24 protein-coding genes are annotated in these 24210 nt (G+C 73.6%); 8 read left to right on the forward strand and 16 right to left on the reverse strand.

The window, feature by feature from the left end:
• Nucleotides 1–3: 3 nt before the first annotated feature.
• The 8 genes from IE198_RS03625 to IE198_RS03660 form a co-directional block, all read right to left on the reverse strand.
• Nucleotides 4–1371, reverse strand: a complete 1368-nt coding sequence (locus tag IE198_RS03625) for a YcaO-like family protein (RefSeq protein ID WP_189882457.1) — start codon at nt 1369–1371, stop codon at nt 4–6.
• Entirely contained in the window at nt 1368–2861 is a 1494-nt protein-coding gene (locus IE198_RS03630) for a CocE/NonD family hydrolase (RefSeq protein WP_189882459.1), read from the reverse strand. The genes IE198_RS03625 and IE198_RS03630 overlap by 4 nt, the downstream gene beginning before the upstream one ends.
• A 4-nt stretch (nt 2862–2865) precedes the next feature.
• Entirely contained in the window at nt 2866–3657 is a 792-nt protein-coding gene (locus IE198_RS03635; RefSeq protein ID WP_189882461.1) for a hypothetical protein, read from the reverse strand.
• 81 nt (nt 3658–3738) lie between these two features.
• On the reverse strand, nt 3739–3876 hold the full coding sequence (gene amiA, locus IE198_RS03640) for a streptamidine family RiPP (protein WP_189882463.1): 138 nt from the start codon (nt 3874–3876) through the stop codon (nt 3739–3741).
• A 67-nt stretch (nt 3877–3943) separates the two neighbouring features.
• Entirely contained in the window at nt 3944–4816 is an 873-nt protein-coding gene (locus IE198_RS03645) for an ABC transporter ATP-binding protein (RefSeq protein WP_189882465.1), read from the reverse strand.
• A 216-nt stretch (nt 4817–5032) separates the two neighbouring features.
• Nucleotides 5033–6064 (reverse strand): FecCD family ABC transporter permease, encoded by a 1032-nt coding sequence (locus tag IE198_RS03650; RefSeq protein ID WP_189882467.1) that lies wholly within the window; start codon nt 6062–6064, stop codon nt 5033–5035.
• Nucleotides 6061–7032 carry a FecCD family ABC transporter permease gene (locus IE198_RS03655; protein WP_229833710.1) on the reverse strand — a complete coding sequence of 324 codons (972 nt, stop codon included), beginning with the start codon at nt 7030–7032 and terminating at the stop codon, nt 6061–6063. Before IE198_RS03655 ends, IE198_RS03650 begins: the two co-directional genes overlap by 4 nt.
• The gene (locus IE198_RS03660; RefSeq protein WP_189882469.1) at nt 7029–8009 is read right to left on the reverse strand and encodes an ABC transporter substrate-binding protein; all 981 of its coding nucleotides are present in this window, start codon (nt 8007–8009) and stop codon (nt 7029–7031) included. The genes IE198_RS03655 and IE198_RS03660 overlap by 4 nt, the downstream gene beginning before the upstream one ends.
• 111 nt (nt 8010–8120) lie before the next feature.
• Here IE198_RS03660 and IE198_RS03665 point away from each other — a divergent pair, with 111 nt between their 5' ends.
• From IE198_RS03665 to IE198_RS03675, 3 genes are all read left to right on the forward strand, one after another.
• A complete protein-coding gene (locus IE198_RS03665) occupies nt 8121–9383 on the forward strand; it encodes a hypothetical protein (protein ID WP_189882471.1) in 1263 nt (420 codons plus the stop codon).
• Nucleotides 9384–9485: 102 nt separating this feature from the next.
• Nucleotides 9486–10298, forward strand: a complete 813-nt coding sequence (locus tag IE198_RS03670) for a hypothetical protein (RefSeq protein WP_373299751.1) — start codon at nt 9486–9488, stop codon at nt 10296–10298.
• Nucleotides 10295–10813, forward strand: a complete 519-nt coding sequence (locus IE198_RS03675; RefSeq protein WP_189882475.1) for a protein-tyrosine phosphatase family protein — start codon at nt 10295–10297, stop codon at nt 10811–10813. Before IE198_RS03670 ends, IE198_RS03675 begins: the two co-directional genes overlap by 4 nt.
• Here the strand turns inward: IE198_RS03675 and IE198_RS03680 are convergent, their stop codons facing one another.
• Entirely contained in the window at nt 10814–11170 is a 357-nt protein-coding gene (locus tag IE198_RS03680; protein ID WP_189882477.1) for a hypothetical protein, read from the reverse strand. It abuts the gene before it with no gap.
• 571 nt (nt 11171–11741) lie between these two features.
• On the opposite strand from IE198_RS03680, the gene IE198_RS03685 reads away from it, so the two are divergent.
• On the forward strand, nt 11742–11990 hold the full coding sequence (locus IE198_RS03685) for a hypothetical protein (RefSeq protein WP_189882480.1): 249 nt from the start codon (nt 11742–11744) through the stop codon (nt 11988–11990).
• Between the two features lie 64 nt (nt 11991–12054).
• On the opposite strand, the gene IE198_RS03690 is transcribed toward IE198_RS03685, so the two are convergent.
• Entirely contained in the window at nt 12055–13206 is a 1152-nt protein-coding gene (locus IE198_RS03690; protein ID WP_189882482.1) for a WD40 repeat domain-containing protein, read from the reverse strand.
• Between the two features lie 52 nt (nt 13207–13258).
• Complete coding sequence (locus tag IE198_RS03695; protein WP_189882483.1) at nt 13259–14023, reverse strand: GntR family transcriptional regulator; 765 nt, start codon at nt 14021–14023, stop codon at nt 13259–13261.
• A gap of 152 nt (nt 14024–14175) precedes the next feature.
• On the opposite strand from IE198_RS03695, the gene IE198_RS03700 reads away from it, so the two are divergent.
• Both IE198_RS03700 and IE198_RS03705 read left to right on the forward strand, forming a co-directional pair.
• Nucleotides 14176–15021 carry a (2Fe-2S)-binding protein gene (locus tag IE198_RS03700; protein WP_189882485.1) on the forward strand — a complete coding sequence of 282 codons (846 nt, stop codon included), beginning with the start codon at nt 14176–14178 and terminating at the stop codon, nt 15019–15021.
• Between the two features lie 208 nt (nt 15022–15229).
• Nucleotides 15230–16294 carry a DUF2637 domain-containing protein gene (locus tag IE198_RS03705; protein ID WP_189882487.1) on the forward strand — a complete coding sequence of 355 codons (1065 nt, stop codon included), beginning with the start codon at nt 15230–15232 and terminating at the stop codon, nt 16292–16294.
• A gap of 35 nt (nt 16295–16329) precedes the next feature.
• Here IE198_RS03705 and IE198_RS03710 read toward each other — a convergent pair whose 3' ends face one another.
• The 4 genes from IE198_RS03710 to IE198_RS34940 form a co-directional block, all read right to left on the reverse strand.
• Nucleotides 16330–16764 carry an ATP-binding protein gene (locus tag IE198_RS03710; RefSeq protein WP_189882825.1) on the reverse strand — a complete coding sequence of 145 codons (435 nt, stop codon included), beginning with the start codon at nt 16762–16764 and terminating at the stop codon, nt 16330–16332.
• 185 nt (nt 16765–16949) lie between these two features.
• On the reverse strand, nt 16950–18692 hold the full coding sequence (locus tag IE198_RS03715) for a pyruvate dehydrogenase (protein WP_189882489.1): 1743 nt from the start codon (nt 18690–18692) through the stop codon (nt 16950–16952).
• An 82-nt stretch (nt 18693–18774) separates the two neighbouring features.
• Nucleotides 18775–20352, reverse strand: a complete 1578-nt coding sequence (locus IE198_RS03720; protein ID WP_189882492.1) for a protein phosphatase 2C domain-containing protein — start codon at nt 20350–20352, stop codon at nt 18775–18777.
• A 134-nt stretch (nt 20353–20486) separates the two neighbouring features.
• Nucleotides 20487–20762 (reverse strand): protease-associated domain-containing protein, encoded by a 276-nt coding sequence (locus tag IE198_RS34940; RefSeq protein WP_229833711.1) that lies wholly within the window; start codon nt 20760–20762, stop codon nt 20487–20489.
• Nucleotides 20763–20913: 151 nt separating this feature from the next.
• Here IE198_RS34940 and IE198_RS03730 point away from each other — a divergent pair, with 151 nt between their 5' ends.
• Nucleotides 20914–21912, forward strand: a complete 999-nt coding sequence (locus IE198_RS03730) for a helix-turn-helix transcriptional regulator (RefSeq protein WP_189882493.1) — start codon at nt 20914–20916, stop codon at nt 21910–21912.
• Between the two features lie 17 nt (nt 21913–21929).
• Nucleotides 21930–22415, forward strand: a complete 486-nt coding sequence (locus tag IE198_RS03735; protein ID WP_189882495.1) for a DUF456 domain-containing protein — start codon at nt 21930–21932, stop codon at nt 22413–22415.
• 544 nt (nt 22416–22959) lie between these two features.
• Here IE198_RS03735 and rsgA read toward each other — a convergent pair.
• Entirely contained in the window at nt 22960–24072 is a 1113-nt protein-coding gene (gene rsgA / locus IE198_RS03740; RefSeq protein ID WP_189882497.1) for a ribosome small subunit-dependent GTPase A, read from the reverse strand.
• Nucleotides 24073–24210: the final 138 nt, after the last annotated feature.

The raw sequence follows: 24210 nt of genomic DNA on the forward strand, positions 1-24210 counted from the left end.
GCCTCACATGTGCGGGGGCGGGGCGAGGGTGAAGTCGCACGGACCGGCGGGTGCTTGTTCACGCCAGCCGCGTTCCAGCGCGGCCTGCGCGAAGCGCGGGGCGCCGAAGTAGCCGAAGGCGGCGGGCGCGTTGGGAATGAGGCCGGAGACGAGCACGCGGGCCACCCGCAGCGGCGTCTGTGCGACGTCCTCCGTGGTCAGGTCCAGCGTGATGACCCGGTGACCGCCCGCCGCGAGGCGCTCGTCCAGTGCGGCCCGGCTGCCCTTCGCCACCGCGTCGACGGGTACGACGCCGAGCGCCGGCCGGGTGAAGCGGTCGGCCAGCGGCGTCATCCGCGGGTCGAGCCAGACCTGGACGTGGGCGCCCAGGTCGCGCACCGCCCGGAAGTCGGTGCCGCAGTCGTCGAGGTAACGGCGGTCCGCCCGGTGGTCGAGGTAGAGGCTGCGGGCCAGCATCCCTGCGTCGATCGCGCGGAAGACCCAGCCGTCGGCGTCGGTGGTGCCCTGGGTGAAGACCCAGGTGTGGACGGCCTCCAGGACCGCCTTGCGGGCCGCTTCCGCGGCGTCGTAGCGGCAGGCGAAGCCGGCGGCGTGGATGCCGCGTGCGGGATCGTGCACGAGGGCCGCCATGCAGGGAGCGAATTCGGAGGGCATCTCGACGATGGAGACGTCGAGGTCGCACCCTTCGAGGTCGCGGGCGAGGCCGGGGACGGAGGCGGGTTCGATGCCGCGGGTGGGGCCGTCGAGATGCCACCACAGTTCGAGGGCGTCGCGTTCGACGACTTCCAGGAGCCCTCTTTCCACGGCGTCGTCGAGTCCTTGGCCGGTGGCGATTCCGGCGTAGTTGAGATGGTGGGTGCGGGTCAGGGACCGCAGGTCGCCCTGGCGCCAGTTGAGGTGGGTGAGCGCGACGGGCGCCCAGCACTCATCCCCGTTCTCCTGGGCCCGGGCCCACAGCGCCGGGGTGTCGGGAGTGAGGCGGCGGTACTCGAAGCCTGGGCGTGCGTACTGCCAGTCGGCATAGGCGGGCAGCTCGCCGGGCCCGTAGACGGTGCGGCCCTCGGCCACGAGCTGCGCGGCGGTGGCCCGGCGGGGCGCGTCGGGGTGCCCTGGCGGGGGCAGCCGGTTGCCGCAGTACCGCTCGACGGCCTCCGCGACGGCGGCGATCCGTGCTCCCGCCGGATCGCCGAACGTGGTGCCGAGCGAGACCCGGTCGGCCGGCCACGCCCCGAAGCGGCGTGCGTCACAGACATCCGCGGTCATGGCGGTGTAGCGGGGCGGCGCCCCGGAGGGGTGCGGCACGGGCTCGACGCCGCGTATCAGTCCGCAGACGGGGTCCACGAGGGCGTCGAGGGTCAGGGTGCTGGTCAACTGCAGGTCTCCTGTAGGGGATCGACGGGCCGTCGGCCGCTGAGGACGGGCAGCAGGAGGCTGCTGCCGGCCGTCCCTACGGTCCTCCGGGAGGCGGCGAGGCGGGTGGCGTGCACGGGGTCCGCCCCGGTGTGCGGGTTGCGGGCGTGAGCGGGGAAGTGGTGCCCGGCCACCTCCACGCGCAGCCTGGACCCCGCCGGCAGCCGGCGCGCCACCAGGCCGAGCGGCACCCGGAACACGGCTTCCGCGCCGACCGGGTCGGACCGGCGGACGATGCCGGTGGCCAGCGGTTCTGCGTGGCCGGCCAGGTCGAGGGCGACGACGCGCACCGCCCAGTCGGCGGTGGGGGTGTCCGCGGTGGCGCACAGCCGCGCCTCCGCCGTCCCGACCAGGTCGACGGGCCGGGGCAGCGGCGGGGTGACGAGCAGGACGCGGTCCGGGACCGCACGGCGCTCCACGTTCAACTCGTCGGAGCGCACCGGTCTTTCGGGGTCGGCGACGAACGTGCCGCCCTGGAGGAGCCGCAGCCCGCTCGGCGTACCGAACGGCCGGCTGGTCCGCTCCCCCGCCTCAGGCTCGGCCGGGTACCAGTGTTCGCTGCCGCCGAGCGCGATCGCGCCCCGGCGTCCGGGGGGAAGCGTGCCGTCGAGGGCGGCCCGCGCCCACCGTACGTACAGCTCGCCGAGCCGGATCCGGTGCCCGGGTCGTGCCTCGGGGGCGGGTTCGGAGGTCAGGCCGTGGCCCCACGGGCCGATGAGCAACCGGGCGGGACCGGGCCAGTTGGCCCAGAGCCGCAGCGTGTCGTCGGCGAACGGGTCACGGGTGCCGCCGACCGCCAGGATCGGCATCGGTGCGTGGGGCACGGGCGCTGGGCGCAGGGGCTCGTCCCACAGGGCGGCCCAGGACGGCAGCGGGCGCCCGAGGCGCGCGGGGAAGGCGGTCAGGGGCAGGTGTTCGAGCAGCCGGGGGTCCTGGGCGACGGCCTTGTCGAGGGCGGTGACATCGGAGTCGGGCCGGTCCCCGTGCGCCGCCCACCAGCCCGCGCGGGCCGCCAGCCGCTCGACCCCGCCGGCCTCGCGGGCCGTCTCCGCGAGGCCGAGGGCGGGCACCGCGGCGATCACGGCGTCCGGCCGGCTCTGCGGGTCGTCGTTCGTCGTGGCCGCCAGTGCGCAGTGGGCGGCGTACGACGCCCCGGCGGCGACGACGCGCCCGTCGGACCAGTGGCGGCCGCGGACCCAGCGGAGCGTGGCGGCGCCGTCGGCGTCCTCGTGCCGGTAGGGGTGCCAGTCGCCCTCGGACGCGTACCGGCCGCGGACGTCCTGGATCACCGCTGCGAAGCCGCGTGCCGCCCAGCCGCGGGCCTCGTCGAGGTGGCGGTGCAGGCCGTACGGCGTGCGCAGCACCACGGCCGGGAACGGGCCGCCTCCGGCCGGCAGTTGGACGCCGGTGGCCAGCCGGGCCCGGGAGACGGGGACAAAGGCGGTCCTCATCGCGTCAGCGGTCCGACAGTGGTGCGACGGCCGGTACCGGCAGCACCGGGTGTTCGGTGACGTGGAGGTCGCGCAGGTCGAGCCGGCGCAGCCGGCGGGCCGCGGTCCGGCCTGCTGCCCAGGCGATGAGGTCGGCGGTGAGCAGGGCGGCCGTCAGGGCGGCGGATGCGGCGGTGTGGGCGGGGCCGGTGTCGTCGGTGCGGGAGCCGGCCCAGTAGGCGGCGAGTTCCCGGTGGGCCGGGGTCGCGGCCAGCCGCCGCAGGCGTACGTCCGCCGAGGTCACATCGCCGCGGGCGGCGGCGAGCGGCTCGATCCAGACCGTCGTGCCCTCCCGGTGGCAGCGCAGCCAGGCGGTGCCGAGGGCGGGCAGTTCGTCGGCCTTGTCCCAGAGCCCGGGCGGGACGGGCGAGTCGAGGCACCAGACCACGGCCGTCGACGGATCGCCGCCACCGAGGCCGTCCGGCTCCGTGTGGCGCACGTCGCCGCCCTCGGCCCGTACGAAACGGGCGAGCGGCTCGGTGAGCACGGCAGCGCCGAGGAGGAGGACGGTACGTCCGGCAAGCGGGGTGCGGGGGGCGTCCGTACGAGCCAGAAGACCGGCGTCGTCGAACGCGGCCCGCAGGCGCGCGAGTTCGGTGTCCTCGCCGCCGCCGTGGGTCAGATGGGCGACGAGCGCCTCCTGGTCGGCCCCAGCGGTGTCGACACGGAGGAACTCGCCGTCCTGGGTCCGGACCGCGAGGCCGTGGCCGGGGACGGTGACGAGGGCGACGCCGGGGGCGAGTCGCGCGGTGGCCACGGGGTGCTCCAGGGGGTCGAGGGGGGTGCGCTGCGGGTCGGGCCCGCCCGGAACGGTGTTCCGGGGGGGCCCGAGGAGGGCTTACTTGTCGCTGTCGGTCTCGACGGCGACCGCGTTGTCGTCGAAGGGGTTCTCGACGAGCGCGTTGGAGTGGGTGGCGGACAGGTGGGCGAGCTGGCCCTGCTCGGCGATCGGGGTGAACACCTTGTGCTGCTCCATGAGTTGACTCTCCATTCGTCGATGTACGGACTGTGCCGCCGGACCGGCCGGTGGCACAGCCAAGACACTAATGAATATGATTTTCATTTTGCAAGAGTTCTGCGTCGGGCATCGGGTGATCCGGGTAACACACCGGCCACCCACCCTCCGGATCTCGCCCCACGCGCCCCGCCACACCGAGGACCTCGGCGAGCAGACGAGGCGTCACCACCTCTTCCGGGGGCCCGTCGACAGCCACGGCACCGGCGCGCAGCGCAACGATCCGGTCGGCGAACCGGGCGGCGTGCCCGAGGTCGTGCAGCACCATCACCACGGTCAGCCCGCGCTCCTCGCGGAGCCGGACGACCGTCTGCATGACCTCGAGCTGATGACGCAGGTCGAGGTAGGTCGTCGGCTCGTCCAGCAGCAGTACGCGGGTGTCCTGCGCGAGTGCCATGGCCAGCCGTACCCGCTGCCGCTCGCCGCCGGAGAGGGAGTCGACAGGCCGCTCCGCCCACTCGGAAACGCCCACGTCGGCCATGGCCCGTGAGCAGACGGCGTCGTCACCGTCCCGCAGCATCCCGAGCGGGCCCCGGGCGGCGTACCGTCCCTGGCGTACGAGCTGGCGCACCGTCATGCCGGGTACGGCGGGCGCCGACTGGTGCAGCAGGGCGACACGGCGGGCCGCGGACCTGCGCGACAGGCGGGCGAGATCGTCCCCGCCGAGACGCACCCGTCCCGCCGCCGGCCGAAGCAGCCCGGCACAGAGCCGCAGCAGGGTGCTCTTGCCGCAGCCGTTGAGTCCGACGAGCGCGACACATTCACCCGCGCCGATGTCGAGATCGACCCCCGCGAGCACCTCCCGTCCCCCGTACCCGAAGCGCAGCCCCTCCGTCCGCACCGTCCCCTGCCGGCCGGGCCGTTCCGGGGCGGCGTCGGAACGGGTGGTGACTGTGGTCATGGGTGTCCTCCCTGACGGGGCGGCCGGGGGCCGCCGGGCGGGTTGCAAAAACCGGCCTCGCCGGCGTTTCAGGCGCGGGGGTGCGGGGACGGAGCCCCCGGTTCGGGATGGGGATGGACCGCCCACACCGCCAGGTGTACGGGGAGGGCGCGGACCGCGGCAGGCGCCGCGCAACCGCACCCGCCGCCGCCCCCCGGCCGGCCCGCCACCGCGCCGTCACTCGGGCCCCACACTGCGGCGGGCGACCACAAGCAGCAGTGCCGCGCCCACGCACGTCGTCAGCGCGCCCGTCGGGACGGACAACCGGTCCGCGTCCAAAGCCGACGCCAGCGCGCGCGACAGCCACTGCGCGCCGGCGTCGGCGCCGGTCACGACCGCGGCGCCGAGGAGCGCCGCGCCGGGCAGGGCGCGGCGCAGATCGGCGCCGAAGAGGGCGAACGCGAGGTGGGGGACGAGCAGTCCGACGAAGCCCAGGGCTCCGACGGCGGAGACCGCACCGGCCGTGAGGGCGACGGCACAGACCAGCGCCGCGGCGCGGGCGCGGCCGGGGGCGAGGCCGGCCGCGGCAGCCTGCTCGTCGCCGCAGCGCAGCAGTGTCAGGGGCGCGGCCAGCACGCAGGCCACGACCGCCCACACCGCGGCCCAGGGCCACAGCAGGACCCAGTGCTGCCACACCCGCCCCTCGGTGGAGCCGACCAGCCACTGGACCACGCTGCCGAGCTCCCCGGGCGCGACGAGCAGGACCATCGCGGTGAGCCCGGACAGGACCGCCGACACGAGGACGCCGTGCACGGCCGTCTGCGCCGGGTCGGACTTCTGCCGTCCGGTCAGCAGCCACAGCAGCCCGGCGCCCGCGAACCCGCCGATGCACGCCGCGACCACCACGGCCGTCGGTGACCGCCATCCCGCGAGCCCGAGCCCGGTGGCGGCCACGGCGCCGAGCACCGCGCCCGGAGTGACGCCGGTGACCTCGGGTCCGGCAAGCGGGTTGCGCAGGGCGGACTGCAGGACCGTGCCGGCGAGTCCGAGGCTCGCGCCCGCGACGAGCGCCACCAGCATTCTGGGCAGCCGGAGTCGGAGCACCACATGACGTGCGGCCGGGTCGCCTGCACCACCGAGCACCTGCCACACGTCGTCGGCGCCGAGCGCCCGCCCCGCCACCAGGTCGGCGCAGCCGACGGCGGCGACCAGCAGCGCGGACAGGGCGAGCGTCCGGCGCCGTACGAGGAAGGAGGTGACGGCTCTCATGCCGTGGCCGCCCTTCTTCTCATGAGGGCCACTCCGGCCGGTACGCCGAGCAGTGCCGTCCAGGCGCCCACCGGCGTCTCGACGGGCGCCAGCGCGAGCCGGGCCGGAAGGTCCGCGCAGGCCACGGCCACGGCGCCCCATGCCGCCGACCACGGCAGCCAGCGCACCGCGTCGGCCCGCGGGCTGAGCCGCCGGGCCAGATGGGGGGCGAGGAAGCCGACCCAGGCCACCGGGCCGCACACGGCGACGACCGGTGCGATGAGCAGGACGGAGATCGCGAGCGCGGCGAGCCGCGCGCGCCGCACCCGGACGCCGAGCGCCCGGGCGGCGTCGTCGCCGAGCCGCAGTACGGACAGCACCGGTGCGCACAGCACCAGCGCGGGCACGGCGGCCGCGAGCCACGGCCAGATCCCGCCGAGGTCCTCCCAGGTGCGGGCGGACAGACTGCCCAGCAGATAGCGGTAGATGAGCTGCAGGTCGAGCTGGTCGGCGAGCACCATCAGGACCAGCAGCGCCGCCTGCAGTGCCGCGGCGACCGCGGCCCCGGTCAGCAGCACGGCCGAGGGGCTGCGCCCGAACCCGGCGGCGAGCAGGGTCAGTACGCCTCCGACGGCTGCTCCCCCGAGGGCGAGCAGCGGCTGTACGGCGAGCGGTACGGACACGGCGAGGACCAGCGGCGCCGCGACACCGAGCGCGGCGCCGGAGGACACCCCCAGCATCTCGGGCACGGCGAGCGGATTGCGCAGTGCCTCCTGGAGCACCAGGCCGGCGGCGCCCAGGCAGGCGCCGGCGACGAGCGCCAGGACGAGCCGGGGCAGCCGCAGTTCGGTGACGACGATGCCGGCGAGCCCGTCGCCGCCGACGGCGGCGGGAAGTTCGAGCGGCGGTACGTACGGTGTGCCGAGGCACAGAGCGCACAGCACCGCCGCAGTCAGCAGCCCGCCGCCGACGGCGAGTCGGCGGCTCACCTGAGCTTGGCCGTGGCCTCGTCGAGGACGACGGACAGGGACCGGGTGCCGCGTCCCTTGGCCCACACCTCGGAGTCGACCTCGTACACCTTGCCGTTCTTCACGGCGGGGATCTGCGACCAGAGCGGGTTCTCGGCGAGCTTGTCCGACAGCTTGCCCTGCGCGGGGCCGCCGAAGGACAGGGTCTCCACGAAGAGCACGTCGACGTCGCGCGCCAGGATCTCCTCCATGCTGTAGGTGCCTTCGACGCCACGGCTCTTCCACGGGTAGTGGGAGATCTTCGGGAAGACCCCGGCGGCGACGTCGTTGCCGCGGGTGGCGACGCCGAAGTTCTCGTCACTGCCGAAGATGATCAGCGAAGTGAGGTCGCTCCGGCCTGCCTCGGCGCCCGCGAGCTTCTGCCGGAAGGCGCGTTCCGCCTTCTCGCCCTGCTGCGTACGGCCGGTCAGCGCGGCGAGGTTGCGCAGACAGCCGACACTGTCCTGCCAGTCGCCCGGCTGGACCGGCCAGAAGACGGTGGCGCCCTTCAGCGCGGGGGCGAGCTTGCCGTGGGTGTCCTCGAGGCCGATGACGAGGTCCGGCTTGTGGGAGAGGATCGCCTCCGCCTCGGGGCTGAGGAACCCGCCGGGTACGACGGGGATCTTCGCGGCCTTCTCCTTGCCGAGGAAGTCGCGGTGGGCCAGCAGCTGGGAGTTGGTGGCGACCGGGGTCATACCGAGTTCCGCGAGCATGTCGTCGCAGAGGGCGACCAGGCACACCACCCGTCGGGGCGGTGCCGGCGTCGCGACGGTGACGCCCGCGGCGTCGGTGATCTTCCGTGCGGCACTGATGGGTTCGACTCGTACGTCCACCTTCGGTCCGGCGTCGGCTGGTTTGCCCCCGGAATCCTCGGCGGGCGTCCCGCATCCGGCCAGCAGGGTGCCGAGGACGGCGGCGGCCGCCCATCGGCGAACGGTCCTGATCGCTCTGCGCGACATCGCATCTCTTTCGGTTCGGCTCGGTCCCCGGGCTCGGGGCCCGGCTCGAATGTTCCACATGATAATCATTATCAACAAGCCCCGACCGCCGATCGTCTCCGGGAGACCGCCGTGCCCTTGCCCCCCACCCCGCCGCCACGCCTCCTGGTCGCCGATCAAGTCGCAGGCGCGGTATACCTGCTGGATCTCCCGGACGGCCGCGAGAGGGGCCGCGTGGAAGGCCGCCACCTCGCCGAGCACGCCGGCTTCCTGGCCCTGCCCGGCGACCGCACCGCCTTCGTCGACGACCTCGCCGGCGAACTCGTCGTCCTCGACCCGTACGGCCCGGACGCCGGCCGGCCCCTGGTCGGTGTGTCAGTGCCCGTGGCCGTCCCGGCGGAGCACCTCGCCGCCGACCCGACGGGCCGGCAGCTCGCCGTGACCACCGGCCTCGGTCGCAACTGGGAGCCGTGGAGCGACCTGTTGACCGTCGTCGACCTCGCCGCGCCGGACGGACCGCGCTCGGTCCGGGTCCGTACACGCACGGGCGAGCCGGGCGTCACCGTCCTCGGCGGCGCAGATCCGGACGACGCGCTCGTCGTGCTGCGCCACCGCGAGCCGGGTTCGCTGACGGCCTACCGCCACTCCGATCTGATGGCCGCCGCGCCCGCCTGCCCGCCCGCCGCCCCGGCTGCTGAGCTGCCGCTCGCCGACGACGGGCACGGCGACGCCCATGACCCGTGCACCGGGCGGTTGTTCGCGGCCACCGGCTCCGGCGTCCGGCGCGCCCGCCGCGACGGCCGCGCCCTGGTCGTCGAGGAACCGCTGTCGTGGGCGGGCGAGGGGCGCGGCTACTACCTGCGGCTCGACCCCGTACGCCGGACGCTCTGGTCCTGCGTACGGGGCGGGCCCGCGGAGCCCGCCCGCTGGCCGGAGTGGACCAACGCCGCCTGGTGGCACGACCTGGACGCGGACCGCACGGGCCGGCTGCCGCTCGGACCCGGGCTGGTCTTCCGCCTCGCCGTCGCCGCGCACCACGCCGCGTTCGCCCGCGTGCATCCCGACGGTGACGAACTGATCCTTCTCCGCACCGACTCGGGCGACCCGTGTGTCACGGCCCGGCTGCCCCTGCCGGCCATGGACGGCGCGCCGAGGCCGGGCGGCACACCATGGGACGGGGTGCAGCGCCGGGCAATTGCCGCGTCACCCGGATCGCCCTTCGTCGCCGTCACCCGTGGGGGCCATGGGGAGATCCATCTGATTGACGCCGACGCGGCGCCCGGCGCGTCCTCGCCGGTGACGACGGTGAAGGTGCCGACACCGCTCAACGACGGGGGTCATCTCGCTCTGGTGTGTCCGGGCGAAGGCGCCCACGGCGACCCTGTGGGCCGCTGAAAGATTGTGAATTCATTCACCTGACCTCTTGGCCACGCATGCCGATCCATGCTGAGATGCGGTCCTGACTGAACAGCTCAATGGCGTGCTCGGGGAGGGCAAGTGGCGCATACCGCCATGTCTGGTTCCGGAACCACAGCAGGTGACGATCCACTCCAGACCGCGGTATGGCGGCTGCGTTCGCGCGGCTGTTGGACCGATGCGGCGGCCCTGCTCGCACCCCGTGCCGCAGAGCCCGCCGCAGCGCTGGAGAGGGCCGGACTGCTCGTGGAGCGCTGCCTGTTCACCTGCGACGGCTGGGCCGAGGCGGAGGACGCGCTGCGCAACGCGGAGGCCGTGGCCCGCGATGACGAGGAACGCGGCGGTGCGGCGAGCGAGCGCGGCCGGCTGGCCTACGCGGCGACCCGCCTCGCGGTGCGGGACCGGGCCGACGAGGCCCGTTCGGCGCTCGGCAGGGCGACGGCGCTGCTCGCCCCCTCCTCGCCGCAGCGCCCGCTGCTGGACTTCCGGCGCGGCCTGGTCGCCGAACACATCGCGGACTCCCCGCAGTCGGCGCTCGCCGCCTACCAGCGGGCACACGCGGGCGCGCAGGCGCAAGGGGACCTGCTGCTGCTGTCCTTCACCTGGCAACAGCAGGCCGGACTCGCTCTGCGCGACGGGGAGCCGGCGAAGGCCCGACAGGGCTTTTCCGAGTGCCTGCGTATCCGGGAGGAGCTGGGCTATCTGATCGGGACGGCACCGGCACTGGCCGGGCTCGCGGACTGCGAACCGGAGCCGGAGGCGAGCCGTCTGCGCTCGGAGGCGCAGCGGCTCTTCCGGCTGCTGGACGGCGTTCCGGTGTGGCTGGGCGCGCAACTGTCCGCGGCTGTACCACCGCAGGCGTCCATGGCCGAGCCCGAGCCCGCCGGCCAGTGAGGACCCGCCGCAGACAGGGCGACGTCCCCGAGCCGCGGACTCGGTGGGACGAGATCACCACGGGCCTGTGGGTCGGCGGCCACGTCTGGTCCGACGCGGGGCGCCGGCACCGGGACGTGGTCGTGGCGGACGAGTTCGACGTCGTGATCAGCCTGTACACGCGCGAGGGCCACGGCCCCGCGGACGGCGTCGAGCACCTTGTCGTGCCCATCCCGGACGACTGGCTCACCGCCGACGAGATCGACCTGGTGCGCCGGGTGGCGCTGACGGCCGCCGACGCCGTCCGCGCGGGGCGCCGGGTCCTGGTGCGCTGCTACTCCGGCTACAACCGCTCCGGGCTGGTCGCCGCGCAGACCCTGATCGAGCTCGGCCACGACGCGGAAGGCGCCATCGACCGGGTCAGGCTGAGGCGTTCCTCATGGGCGCTGCACAACGCGGCGTTCGAGCAGTATCTGCTGACCGGTCTCGACATCGCCTCGTTCCTGTCGGGCCTGGAGCCACCGACCGAGAGCTGATCACGCCAGCCAGGCGAAGACCCGCTCCGGATTCATGGCGAGCAGCACGACGACGACCACGACGCCGACCCAGACGAACCCGCGGACCCTGCTTCGCGGCTTCGGCGCCTGCCCGTCGGGCCATGCCCGCCAGCCGTCGGGCTGCGCCTGCACCGGCTTCCCCCTGCGCGCGAGGCGCCGCACCCTGCCCTGCTGCCTTGCGGCCTCCTCGTCGGCTCGCCGCAGCCGCTCCGTGACCATCCGCGCCCGGGCGGACGGCTCCTTGGGCGCGGACCGCCGCGCGGGGCCCTCACTTTCGAGCTGGAACCGGGTCCACTCCTCGTCGGGTATGGACGACTCGGGCACTTCCGCGGTCATGCTTCCCCCTTGCAGGACGATCGGCGCCACAGGTTAGTGCACCCCTGACCGGGGCGTCACTGCCGGGCGGCCGAGGCCCCGCCGATTTCCACCCCCTTCGCCGGGCGGGCGACCGGCACAGCGCCCCGAGCCGTCCGGCCCAACCGTATTTTCCAGCCAACCGATATCGACTTTCCTCCAGAGGAAACCGCAGGTCGAGGCACCATGCGGCGCAATCCGCGGCGCCATTCCACCTCGTGATCACCGTCACGACGGAACCAATGATTCCGTAGGTCGCTTTCTCCTCACATCACAATCACCAATTCTTCCGAGGAACCCAATGCCGGGGTTCCGCTTTGCCGTTCGTAAGGCATGAGGTGAGGAATCCCACTTGCCTCGAAAGCGTCCATGTATCGCACCGGCCGCCGCCCTGGCGGCCCCTGCAGTCCTGGCCGGTACGCTCGCCACGACCCCTGCCGGCCGTCGTCGGGGACCCCGCCGCGGGCGACGCGTACGCCTTCACCGCCGAGTTCGAGACGGGGACGGCGACCAGCGGCGCGCATGCTCAGGCGCCCTCGCCGGGGCCGGCCGGGTGGTCACCGCAGCCGGCTGCTTCACCGGCGGCAGCGGCGAACCGGCGCCCGGCAAGCCCTCGTCGAGGACCGTCGCGACCGTCGGCCGCACCGACCTGACCACCTCCGCCGGCCACGTCAGCGACGTCAGCGACGTCGTCGACGTGGTGCCGTGCGCGGGCCAGGACCTGGTCCTGGGCCGGCCAGCCGGCCGGCCGGGCCGCCACGGGGATCGTTTCGACCGGCTCTTCGACGCGTGCAACAGCTGACCGGCTCGACCCGCTCCGCGCCGGCCGCCGTTGCTCCCGGGGCGGACCGTGTCGTGACGGGGCCTCAGCGGGGCCGCAGGCAGATCAGTGTCTCGTCCGTACCGATGCAGAGTGCGCCGTCCGGGGTGACCGCGACGGCGCGGACCGCGGGTCCGGGGCGGAACGGGAGGGCCCGGCCCGCGCCGGGAAGATGCAGCCGTACCAGACCGTCCGCCCAGGCGACCGCGAGGAGGGAACCCTCCGGGGTCGGCGAGGTGTGCACGGCGACGACCGGGTACGGGCGTTCCGTCACGGGCGGGCTGTGCGCGTCGGACCCGGGCGACCAGACGTGCACGGCACCGTCGCCGCCTCCACTGTGGACGGTCAGGGACGGTGCCGCGGCGGCCGACAGTGCGGTGACCCGGCCGGTATGCAGCGCCGCCTGGTGCAGGCCGTCGAAGCCGAAGGCGTGCACGGAGCCCATCCGGTCGCCGACCAGCACGGTGTCCGCCGCCGCGGCGAGAGCCGTGCCCGGATGGCACTCGAGGGTGGCGGCCACGGCCTTCGTCAGCGGCGTCTGCGCACCGCGGTGCCGGTGGAGGCGGCCGCGTTCGTCCAGGAGCAGCCAGGTGCCGTCGTCCGGTGCGGCAACCGCCTTGATGCGGGCGGCCGTCGACTGGCGGGGGGCGTCTTCGTCCAGGGTGCGTACGCCGCCGGCCGGGTCGGCCACCACGAGGGCGCCCGCCACGACGGCCAGCGCAGCGACCGGGCAAGGCCGTGACCACTCCAGGGCCCAGGGCGCCCCCTCGGAGAGCCGGGCCAGTGCCCGGCGCACCCCTGGATCGGCGTCCGCGGGCAGGGCGGCCAGCAGGACCAGGGCGCGCCGGGCGGGGCCCTGGTCGCGGATCAGTGACTGGCCGGCCCGCAGCCACGCGGTGCGCAGTCCGCCGTGGCCGTCCGCCGCGGCCTCGTACGCCGAGGTGACCCGTACGGGATCGGCCGTGCAGACCGCCTCCGGGTCGGCCAGGTCCGGCGGCCGCCGGTCCTCCGGCTCGTCGTCGGGCGGCTCGACGACCACCCGCAGATGACCGAACCCCCTCAGCCAAGAGGCCAGTTCGGCGATCGCCCCCGGGTCCTTGTGTGCCGTCGCGAGCCGCACGGTGCGCGGCGCACCGGACAGCAGGGCGGACAACAGCCCGTCGGGAGTGCTCGCGACGACGCCCAGCTGGTTCGCCACCGCCCATACCGTGCCGCGCACGTCGTCCGTTCTGTCAGGTGTCCGATGCGGTTCAGACGTCCGAGCCCGCGAAGTGCTCCCGCACCAGCGACTGGACCACTGCCAGGTCCTGCGCGATCAGCGCCTCCAGCAGTGCCGTGTGCTCCGCCGCGTCCGCGATCAGGTCGGCCCGGCGGGTGGTCGGGGCGCCGGTCAGCGGCCACTGGGAGCGGCGGTGCAGGTCGTCCGCCACCGCGAGCAGTTGTTCGTTGCCGGCAAGGGCGAGGACCGCGCGGTGAAAGGCGCGGTCCCTCTCCGCGTAGCTCGACCGGTCCCCCGTTGCGGCCGCGGCGGCCGTCGCCTCGGCCAGCGGACGCAGTGACTGCCAGCGGTCGACAGGGACCGTACGGGCCAGCCGGAGCATGACCGGGACCTCGATCAGCGCGCGGACCTCCGCCAGCTCGGCCAGCTCACGGGCGCTGCGCCGGGTGACGCGGAACCCGCGGTTCGGCACGACCTCGACGGCGCCCTCGATGACGAGCTGCTGCATCGCCTCACGCACGGGAGTGGCTGAGACGCCGTAACGCTCGCCGAGGGCGGGAGCCGAGTAGACCTCCCCGGCCACCAGGTCGCCGTCGACGAGGGCCGTGCGCAGGGCGTCGAGGATCTGGCCGCGTACCGAGTGGCGCTGGACCGTGCGGGGTGCCGGGGGCTCGCTGTGGGTGTGCTCGCCGCGGGCCGGCTCCCGGGGTGCCGGTGCGGGGTGTCCCTGGGCGGGGACACGGGCGGACGCGTACGGCTGCGGCGGTGCGAGGTCACGCGTTCTGGCCTGCTCCACTCGGGTCCTCCTCCGGCACTCGGCCCGGGCCGGGCTCGCGGATGCGGGGCCCTGAGTGCACGATAGGCGGCCCGGGCCGCAGTTCAAACATCGAAGGCATCGGGTAAGGTAAGGCTTACCTGCTAACGATCGCGATACGGTGGTCCCCCGGCATGACCGTTTCTGCTCTGCTGCCCGGCCTCACATCGCCGGTGACCGAGGCCTATGCGCGCCTCGCCGAGGTCTTCCCCGGGCTGCGTGTGAAGGAACTGCCCGAGGGCGTCCCGACACCCTCGGGCGCGGGCTGGGTCGGCGCGGCCGACCTCGCGGCCGGCGGCGCGGCGCTCGACTCGTACCTCGCCTGGGACAACGCGCAGGTGCTGCGGGACCACGGACAGCAGGCGCGCCCGGACGTCGTCGCCGGCTTCGGTCTGCACCGCTACGCCTGGCCCGCCTGCCTGCTGATCACCGTCCCCTGGTTCCTGCACCGCCGGGTGCCCCGGGTCCCCGTGGCGGACGTCGCCTTCCAACGTGCACTGGGTCACATGACCGTGCGGGTCCGGGAATTCGCCTGCCTGCCCGGCGATCCCGCCACGCGGCTGCCCGGCGCCCGCGTCGTTCCGGACGAGGAGGCGCTGTGCGGCGAGGTCCGCGCCGCCGTGGCAGAGCACATCGGACCCGTCCTCGACGGCTTCGCCCCCCGGATGCGCCGCGGCGGTCGGGCTCTGTGGGGGATGGCGACCGACGAGATCGTCGAGGGCCTGTGGTACATCGCACACCTGCTCGACGAGGAACCGCGTGCGATCGCGGAGCTCGAGGCGCTGCTGCCCGGCGCGACCAAGCCCTACGTGGGCACGGCCGCGTTCCGCGAGCTGACCGGTCCGAACGGCGAGCGGCTGCCGACCCGTGACCGGGCGAGTTGCTGTCTGTTCTACACGCTCCGTCCAAAGGACACCTGCGTCACCTGTCCGCGCACCCGTGACGCCGACCGGGTGGCCCGGCTGCTGCAGACGGCGTAAGCAGGCGACGTCATTCCGGGCCCCCTTTCGAGTGACATGAATTCGAACGCAACCCGGTGCATTCAGGCGTCAGTTCGATCGGATCACACCTATCCGCGTACCGGTCGGCCCCATTGGCGTTCTCTTGAGCCGAAAGCCCCTGCGTGTCCCCCGCGTTCGGCCAATATGGCGGCCGAAACGCCCTACCGCGATGCAAGGGACACCGCACATGAGATTGACCGACATATCGCTGGAGTGGCTGCTTCCGGGCGCCTTGATGATCCTGGGAGTCCTGGCGGCGGTGGCGGTGCTCGCGCGCGGCAGGCGCGCCGGTGACAAGGCCCCGGACGACTCGTGGGAGCGCAGCGAGGAGCGCCGCAGACGCAAGGAGGCGGTCTACGGCACCGCCTCGTACGTGCTCCTCTTCTGCTGCGCCGCCGTCGCGGCCGCGCTCTCCTTCCACGGCCTGGTGGGCTTCGGCCGGCAGAACCTGAACCTGACCGGCGGCTGGGAGTACCTGGTCCCCTTCGGGCTCGACGGAGCGGCCATGTTCTGCTCGGTGCTCGCCGTGCGCGAGGCCAGCCACGGCGACGCCGCCCTCGGCTCCCGGCTCCTGGTGTGGACGTTCGCCGGAGCGGCCGCCTGGTTCAACTGGGTACACGCGCCGCGGGGCCTCGGACACGACGGCGCTCCGCAGTTCTTCGCGGGCATGTCCTTGTCCGCGGCCGTCCTGTTCGACCGGGCGCTCAAGCAGACCCGCCGCGCGGCGCTGCGCGAGCAGGGGCTGGTGCCCCGTCCGCTGCCGCAGATCCGGATCGTGCGGTGGCTGCGGGCGCCCAGGGAAACCTTCGCGGCATGGTCGCTGATGCTCCTCGAGGGCGTACGCACCCTCGACGAGGCGGTCGACGAGGTCCGCGAGGACCGGCGGCAGAAACAGCAGAACCGGATGCGCCGGCGCGACCGGGAGAAGCTGGAGCGCGCCCAGATCCGGGCGCTCAACCGTCAGCACCGCACCTGGGGACTGGGGCGGACGGACCGCGCGACTCGGCTGCCGGCCCTCGGACCGGCCACGGGCAGCGGGCAGCAGGCCGAGGGCTCGTCGTCCGTCGTGGAGCCCGTCATAGCGGACACGGGACAACTGCCCGTACGGTCCCGGCCGTCGCTGCAGGCCGTGAAGCCGACCGGACCGGAACCGATCACGGTCGACCTCACGGCGGAGGACGACACCCAGGCGCTGCCTCGTCTCGACTCCTTGGAGCAGAAACTCAAGGCCCTGGAGCAGCAGTTCGGCTGACGAGCGCGCCGGAGGCGGCCGCAGCCGTCATCGGGTCAGGCCGCCCCCGCGTGCAGCTCGAACCAGACCACCTTGCCCACCCCTTGCGCGGTGCGCACACCCCAGGCGTCAGCGAGACGCTCCACCAGGAACAGGCCCCTGCCACCCGTTCCGAGGTCGGCGTTCGGTACGTCCGACACGGGCAGTCCCGCCATGAAGTCCTGGACCTCCACATGAAGCCTGGAGTCCTCGACGGTGGCCGTGACCACCGCTCCGTGTTCGGTGTGTATCAGGGCGTTGGTCACCAGCTCGCTCGCCAGTAACTCGGCCACGTCGGCCGCCTCCGCCGCGCCGCCCTCGTCCGGGTCGGGCCACTTGCCCAGCAGGTTGCGTAAAGCGTGCCGCACTTCGGGTACGGCCGTGAGATCACCGCTGCCGAGTCTGCGATGCAGCCGGCCGCGAATTCCCGCGCCCCCGTAACGTCCAGTCATCATCCCCCACCAACAGATCGTGACGAGCCATGGCTTCATAACGGTCATTCGGATGCATGCCCCGCGTGGGGAGCACCACTCATGTCGATTTCTTCAGCCGTCGCCGATATGCCTGGTGCATGGCCCCGCCCATAGGGGGAAGGCCGCTCGGAGCGGGCGGCGCGCCACGAACCGCGTACCCCCCGTCAGGGGCGGGGCACGTTCCGCAGATTCGAGCGTGCCATCTGGACCATCCGGCCCACCCCGCCGTCCAGCACGATCCTGCTGGCGGACAGCGCGAAGCCGGTCACCATGTCGGCGCTGATCTTCGGCGGGATGGACAGCGCGTTCGGGTCGGTCACGACGTCCACGAGCGCCGGTCCGTCGTGCTTGAAGGCGTCCTTGAGCGCGCCCGCGAGATGCTTGGGCTTCTCGACCCGTACGCCGTAGGCACCGGCCGCGCGGGCGATCGCCGCGAAGTCCGGATTGTGGTTGGTGGTGCCGAAGGAAGGCAGTCCGGCGACGAGCATCTCCAACTCGACCATGGAGAGTGAGGAGTTGTTGAACAGCACGACCTTCACCGGCAGGTCGTACTGGACGAGTGTGAGGAAGTCGCCCATCAGCATGGTGAATCCACCGTCGCCCGACATCGACACGATCTGGCGGCCGCGGTCGATGAACTGGGCGCCGATCGCCTGCGGCAGGGCGTTCGCCATCGAGCCGTGGCTGAACGAGCCGATGATCCGGCGCCGCCCGTTGGGCGAGATGTAACGGGCCGCCCATACGTTGCACATGCCGGTGTCGACGGTGAACACGGCGTCCTCGTCGGCGAGCTCGTCGAGGACGGCGGCGACGTACTCGGGGTGGATCGGGACGTGCTTGTCCACCCTGCGGGTGTAGGCCCTGACCACGCCCTCCAGGGCGTCGGCGTGCTTCTTCAGCATCTTGTCGAGGAACCGGCGGTCCGTCTTGGCCCGCACCCGCGGCGTCAGACAGCGCAGCGTCTCGCGCACATCGCCCCACACGGCGAGGTCAAGCTTGGACCGCCGTCCCAGGTGCTCCGGTCTGACGTCGACCTGGGCGATCTTGACGTCGTCGGGGAGGAAGGCGTTGTAGGGGAAGTCCGTGCCGAGCAGGATCAGCAGATCGCACCCGTGGGTGGCCTCGTAGGCGGCGCCGTAGCCGAGCAGGCCGCTCATGCCGACGTCGTACGGATTGTCGTACTGGATCCACTCCTTGCCGCGGAGCGCGTGCCCGACGGGCGACTTGATGCGCTCCGCGAACTGCATGACCTCTGCATGCGCGCCGGCCGTGCCGCTGCCGCAGAAGAGGGTGACGCGGTCGGCATCGTCGATCATGCGGGCCAGTCTGTCGATCTCCGAGTCGCCGGGGCGCACCGTGGGGCGGGTGGTGACGAGGGCATGCTCGATCGACTTCTCCGGCGCCGGGCGGCCCGCGAGGTCGCCCGGCAGCGACACCACGCTCACACCGCCGCGGCCGACGGCGTGCTGGATCGCCGTCTGCAGCAGACGCGGCATCTGCTGAGGGCTGGAGATCAGCTCGCAGTAGTGACTGCACTCGCGGAACAGCTGGTCCGGGTGGGTCTCCTGGAAGTAGCCGAGGCCGATCTCGCTGGACGGGATGTGCGAAGCGAGAGCGAGCACGGGCGCCATGGAGCGGTGGGCGTCGTACAGGCCGTTGATCAGATGGAGGTTGCCGGGGCCGCAGGAGCCGGCGCAGGCGGCCAGCTTCCCGCTGATCTGTGCCTCGGCGCCGGCCGCGAACGCCGCGACCTCCTCGTGTCTCACCTGGATCCAGTCGATGGCCGAGTTGCGGCGGACGGCATCGACGACGGGGTTGAGGCTGTCGCCGACGACACCGTAGAGCCGCTGGACGCCGGCACGGACAAGGATGTCGACGAACTGCTCCGCCACGTTCCGCCTGGCCATGGGATGCGCGCCCTTTCTCCGTGGGGCTCTGTCGGACCTCGTGGTCCATCAACCCATGGCCGGGCCGAACGCGCCTGCGCGGTTACGCCTCCCAGACGGCCACCGCCGTCCGGTCGTCGGCGTAACCCTGAACCCGCAGCTGGGTATCGGCCAGGAACTGGGCCATTCCCGGCGGCTGTGGCCCGCGCCAGCGCTGGGCGAGCTCCTGCGCGAGAGCCGTCTCGCCGCGCACCGGCTCGGCGAGGCCGTTGCTGCACAGCAGCAGCGTGTCACCGGGGCGGGCGACGGAGGCGCGGAACCGGAAGGGTTCGGCGGGCGGGGGCGGCGGCGCCTCGATGTACGGCGACGCCGGCGTGGGGATGCCGAGGTCCATGGTGAGCCGGTCACCCTCGGCCGTTGCCTCCGGCACCGCGGACCCGAATCCGACCACGGGCGCGCCGGTGACGTCCGACCGGTCGGGGACCGGCGGCTCGAGATCCTGCCAGTCACCGTCACGCAACCGGAACAGCCCCCCGGCGCCGACGCCGAAGAAGACGCGGGTACGGCAGGCGGGGTCGGCGGACAGGAGCAGGCATCGCAGTCCCGCGGTGTACGACTCCGGCTCGAGACCGAGCTCGGTGGCACGGGCGCGGAGCTTGCCGAGGCTTCGGTCGGTGAGCCGGTGCAGTCCTGACTTGAGGTCACCGCGGCGGCCGGCCCTCATGTCGTCGGCGAGCCGTGCGTGGCTGCGTCCGACGGCGCCGCCGATCCAGCGGCAGGCGTCGGCGGCGGCGAGGTGCGCGGTCTCGGCCCCGCGGATGCCGCTCGCCACGGCGACGAGCACCAGCGCGGCGGGCCCGCTGCCGAAGCGGGCGGTGAGCAGCGCGTCGCGACGCGGCTCACCACGGAAGCGTGCCGAGTCGCCCCGCACGGACGCGGCTCTCAGCGTGTACGTGCCGTACCTGGCACCGTCGAGCACGGTGTCTGCGACAAGCTGCTCCAGCGCGTGCGCCTCGGCGGCGGGCAGCGCGGTCGGCTCCGCGTCATATGTGGGCGGCCCTCCCCCGACAACGCCGCTCCGCGGCGGCGCCTGCACGGGCACGACCAATCGCCGCGTGGGCCGCGCATCCGGAGTGACGGGCGTCGCACCTGCGGGGCGACCGCCCTGGGGGTGGGGCGGGGCGGGCGTCCCCGCGGTGTCACCGCCCTGCGGCCGGGACGAGGCGGAGGCCTCCCCCGTCGAGGACAACGGCCCCTCACGCCCGTCGGGCGCCTGGTCGGCCGGGGCCGGATCGGCGCGCCGCGGGTCCGACACGGCGGGCGCGCCCTGCGCCGGCGGCTCCTCCGTCGGGCGCGGTGGTGCGGAAGGGGCCCCGACCGGGCCGCCATGGCCGGGCGGGGCCTCCCGGCCCGGCCCGGCGGTCGGCGCGCCGACAGGGCGGGGCGGCGGCGTGGGAGTGGCGCCCCGGCGGGGAGCGTCGGGTGGCGGGGTGACGGGGTGGTCCCCCCAGGGCGCGGGGCGGGGGGTCACCGTGTCGGACGCGGAGTCGAAGCGGTCGTCGAGCGTGTCGGCGGACGACACGGCCGGAGGGCCGGTGTCCGGGGTGGAGTCGTCGTACAGCCTGCTCCACCACTCGTCCTCGGTGGTAGGCCTGTTGGGCCTCTCCCCCTGTTCACTCATGCCCCTATTGTCGACCTCACCGGGGGCCGGAAAACGGGCATTGTCGAAAAGACACCCGCCAAAGGTCCGCCGGGCGGCCCAACCCCCACGGGAAGGACGCCCGGCGGACCGGTCGTGATCGGCGCATCGCCGTGTCAGCGCACCGCGTACGCGCCGATCACGAGCTGGGAGACGGAGTTGCCCTTGGCGTCCGTCAGTTCGGTTCGCAGGGTGACGGTGGAGGGCAGCCATCGGCCGGGGGCCGCGCGGTGCACGATCACGGCGAGGGCGCCCGCCGCCTTGGCGCCGCGGGCCACGCACGTGGCACTCGGGCTGTCGTAGGGCAGCCGTACGAGCGCGAACCGGCCCTGGACGCCGACCGCTTCGAGCTCCGCGGTCGTGCCGGTGCCCGCGTCCACGAGGTCTGCCAACACAAAGCACCCCCGGGCCGGGGCTGTTGGTGCTGCGGTGGCGCCACATTGGCAGAGAGCCGGCCGGTACGGGGATGATGTCCGCGGCGGGTTCACGCCGTGGCCGATTTCCGCCACGGCAGCAGACGATCGCAGGTCCGGGAGGGTTTCGTTGCTTGGAGCGATAGGGCTCGACGAGAGACAGGAGTCGGCCTACCGCGCGCTGGTCGCGCTGGGGGCCGCGGACGTCACCGATCTCGCGCACCGGCTCGCACTGGCGGAGCCGGACACGGAACGGGCACTGCGGCGGCTGGAGCAGCGGGGGCTGGCCGCCCAGTCGTCCGCGCGTACCGGCCGCTGGGTCGCGGCGCCGCCCGGCGTCGCGCTCGGCGCGCTGCTGACGCAGCAGCGTGACGAACTGGAGAAGGCAGAGCTGGCGGCGGCGCTGCTCGCCGAGGAGTACCGGGCCGAGTCCGACGAGCCGACCGTGCACGACCTGGTCGAGGTGGTGACGGGCGCGAGCGCCGTCGTGCACCGCTTCGGCCAGCTGCAGCTCGGTGCGACCAAGGAGGTCTGCGCGTTCGTCACCGGCAAGCCCGTCGCCGTCACCGGCATGGACAACGATGCTGAGGAGAACGCCGCGGCGAGGGGCGTGGCGTACCGGGTCGTCCTCGAGCGCGAGGTCCTGACGACGCCCAACGGGATCACCGAGCTGTCGGCGGCGCTCGGTCGTGACGAGCAGGTCCGCGTGGTCGACCGGGTGCCCACGAAACTCGTCATCGCCGACCGTACGCTCGCGATGGTCCCCCTGACCGGGCGCGGTGCCGAACCCGCCGCGCTCGTCGTCCACGCCAGCGGACTGCTGGAGTCGTTGATGGGCCTCTTCGAGGCGGTCTGGCGTGACGCGCTTCCCCTGCGGCTCGGGGCGGGCGGCCAGGGCGTCGAGGAGGGCGCGCCCGGACCGGACGCCACCGACCTGGAGGTCCTCTCCCTGCTGCTCGCCGGGATGACCGACGCGAGCGTCGCCAAGCAACTGGACCTGGGGCTGCGCACCGTGCAGCGCCGGGTCAAGGGGCTGATGGAACTCACCGGTGTGACCACCCGGCTGCAGCTGGGCTGGCACGCGTACGCCAAGGGGTGGGTGGCGCGCGACCTGCACGAACGCCTCTGATCCTGCACTCTGGGCATGTGGGCGTGTGGCAGCTGATGATGGTCGGCGGGGTGATGCTGCTGGGTCTCCTCGGGGTGATCGTCCCGGGCGTCCCGGGGCCGTGGCTGGTGTGGGCGGCCGTTCTCTGGTGGGCGTTGCACGTGCAGACGGGTCTGGCCTGGTTCACGCTGGTGGGAGCGACGGCGGTCCTGGTGCTGGACCAGGTCGTCGTCTGGCTGCTGCCGGCCCGCCGTCTGCGCGGAGTGGGCATCACCCGCCGCATGGCGGCCTACGCGGGTCTGGGAGCCGTCGTCGGCTTCTTCCTCGTACCCGTCGTCGGCGCCGTTCCCGGTTTCATCGGCGGCATCTACGGCACGGAGCGGGTACGCCTCGGCGGCCACGGCCCGGCGAAGGCGGCGACCCGCACGGTGATGCGGGCGGCGGGGACGAGCGTGCTGGTGGAGCTCATGGGGTGCCTGTTGGTGGTGGGGGCGTGGGCGGGGGCGGTGGTGATGGGAGCGTAGGGGGTTCCGTGAGGCTGCCCCGTTATGTTTTTCGCGGTCCTGCAAGAGGGCCGCTGGCCTCCGGGCCCGGCAACTCCCCCGAGCACCGCGCCGCACGCGCTTGCGGGCGCGACCCGGACCGTCCCGACACCCTCCCCCTACGCCTGCGGCGTGGGTGGTGCCCCCGTTCCGGAACCGGGAGCTGCGCCGCGGGCCCCTGCCCGGCGAGGGGCTGACGCCCCCGTAGCCACAGCGTCGCGGTGCCTTCTCCTGACCGGGCAGGAGAAGGCAACCGCCCCACGGGCGGCCACCGGACACGACGGACGCACCCCGCGGGAAGGGCCACCGTCCGGGGGTCGACCACCGGCGGCAGGGGCGGGGAGGGAGGGGGCCTGGTCGGAGGGGGTGAGCGGACGTCAAGCGCCGGGGGCCGCGGACACGCAGGTACGGGAGAACAGTCCGCGATCACCCGCCCCCGGCCCCGCCCCCACGCCGGGGCACGGGACGGCGGGGACGCAACTCCCGGACCCGGGCCACGCCCCGAAGGGGCCCTACGCGCCGTGCGTCAGCGAAGGCGGCCGCGTTTGGCCTGCATCGCCGCGCGGCCCTCCGCCCCCTTGAGCTTCCAGTCGCGCCGGATCTCGGCCCGCAGCCGCGCGTCCGTCTTGGCCACGATCCGCTGGTTCTCCCGGACCAACTTGCGGTAGCTCTCGAGCCGCCGTTCCGGCAGGGCGCCGTCCTCGATGGCGGCGAGGACCGCACACCCCGGCTCCGCCTCGTGCGCGCAGTCGTGGAAGCGGCACTGCTGCGCGAGGTCCTCGATCTCCGAGAACACCTGGTTCACGCCGGTCGCCGCGTCCCACAGTCCCACGCCGCGCAGTCCGGGCGTGTCGATGAGGACTCCCCCGCCGGGCAGGACGAGCAGGTTGCGGGTCGTGGTGGTGTGGCGGCCCTTGCCGTCGACGTCGCGTGTGGCCCTGACGTCCATGACGTCCTCGCCGAGCAGGGCATTGGCGAGGGTGGATTTGCCCGCTCCGGACGTACCGAGGAGGACGCTGGTGCCGTCGGCGACGATCGCCCGGAGCACCTCGATCCCCTCGCCCGTGGTGGAGCTCACGGGCAGCACCTGGACCCCGGGCGCGGTGGTCTCGACGTCCTGAACGAGATAGGACAGGCCGGTGACGTCCGGGACGAGGTCCGCCTTGGTGAGTACGACGAGGGGCTGCGCGCCGCTCTCCCACGCCAGCGCGAGAAAGCGTTCGATCCGCCCGAGGTCGAGTTCGACCGCGAGGGAGACGCAGATGACGATGTGGTCGATGTTGGTGGCCAGCACCTGGCCCTCGGACCGCTTCGACGACGTCGACCGCACGATGGCGGTGCGCCTCGGCAGCAGGCTCCGTACGAACCGGGGGTCGCCGTCGGGGTCGACGGCGACCCAGTCGCCGGTGCAGACGACCCGCATCGGGTCGCGGGGCGTGACGAACTCGGTGTCCGCGCGCACCACACCCGTTGGGGTGATCACGTCGCACTGGCCCCGGTCGACCCGCAGGACACGGCCGGGCAGCAGACCCTTCGCGGTACAAGGGGCGAACTCAGCCTCCCGGTCCGCATCCCAGCCATACGGCACGAGCGGATGCGAGGAAGACGAAGCCGAACCCAGAAGAGAAGAGAAAGACAAGGGGTGACCCTTCACGAGGGTGGCCCCGGCACCGCGCACACTGGCGCGGGAGAAGAGTGAGGTCAGCCGGAGACCACGGAGGTGGACTGAATGAACTTCCGGATGCGGGCAGCGCCCGTCTCAACGACAGCCATCGGT

It is taken from the genome of Streptomyces xantholiticus (assembly GCF_014651015.1).
In the GTDB taxonomy this organism is placed as follows: domain Bacteria; phylum Actinomycetota; class Actinomycetes; order Streptomycetales; family Streptomycetaceae; genus Streptomyces; species Streptomyces xantholiticus.

Coding starts and splice junctions, on each gene's coding strand:
- IE198_RS03660 (WP_189882469.1), bottom strand. CDS start 8,009: ATGTCGCGCAGAGCGATCAGGACCGTTCGCCGATGGGCGGCCGCCGCC.
- IE198_RS03720 (WP_189882492.1), bottom strand. CDS start 20,352: ATGAGTGAACAGGGGGAGAGGCCCAACAGGCCTACCACCGAGGACGAG.
- IE198_RS03630 (WP_189882459.1), bottom strand. CDS start 2,861: ATGAGGACCGCCTTTGTCCCCGTCTCCCGGGCCCGGCTGGCCACCGGC.
- IE198_RS03650 (WP_189882467.1), bottom strand. CDS start 6,064: ATGAGAGCCGTCACCTCCTTCCTCGTACGGCGCCGGACGCTCGCCCTG.
- IE198_RS03715 (WP_189882489.1), bottom strand. CDS start 18,692: ATGGCCAGGCGGAACGTGGCGGAGCAGTTCGTCGACATCCTTGTCCGT.
- amiA (WP_189882463.1), bottom strand. CDS start 3,876: ATGGAGCAGCACAAGGTGTTCACCCCGATCGCCGAGCAGGGCCAGCTC.
- IE198_RS03680 (WP_189882477.1), bottom strand. CDS start 11,170: ATGACCGCGGAAGTGCCCGAGTCGTCCATACCCGACGAGGAGTGGACC.
- IE198_RS03710 (WP_189882825.1), bottom strand. CDS start 16,764: ATGACTGGACGTTACGGGGGCGCGGGAATTCGCGGCCGGCTGCATCGC.
- IE198_RS03645 (WP_189882465.1), bottom strand. CDS start 4,816: ATGACCACAGTCACCACCCGTTCCGACGCCGCCCCGGAACGGCCCGGC.
- IE198_RS03705 (WP_189882487.1), top strand. CDS start 15,230: ATGAGATTGACCGACATATCGCTGGAGTGGCTGCTTCCGGGCGCCTTG.
- IE198_RS03700 (WP_189882485.1), top strand. CDS start 14,176: ATGACCGTTTCTGCTCTGCTGCCCGGCCTCACATCGCCGGTGACCGAG.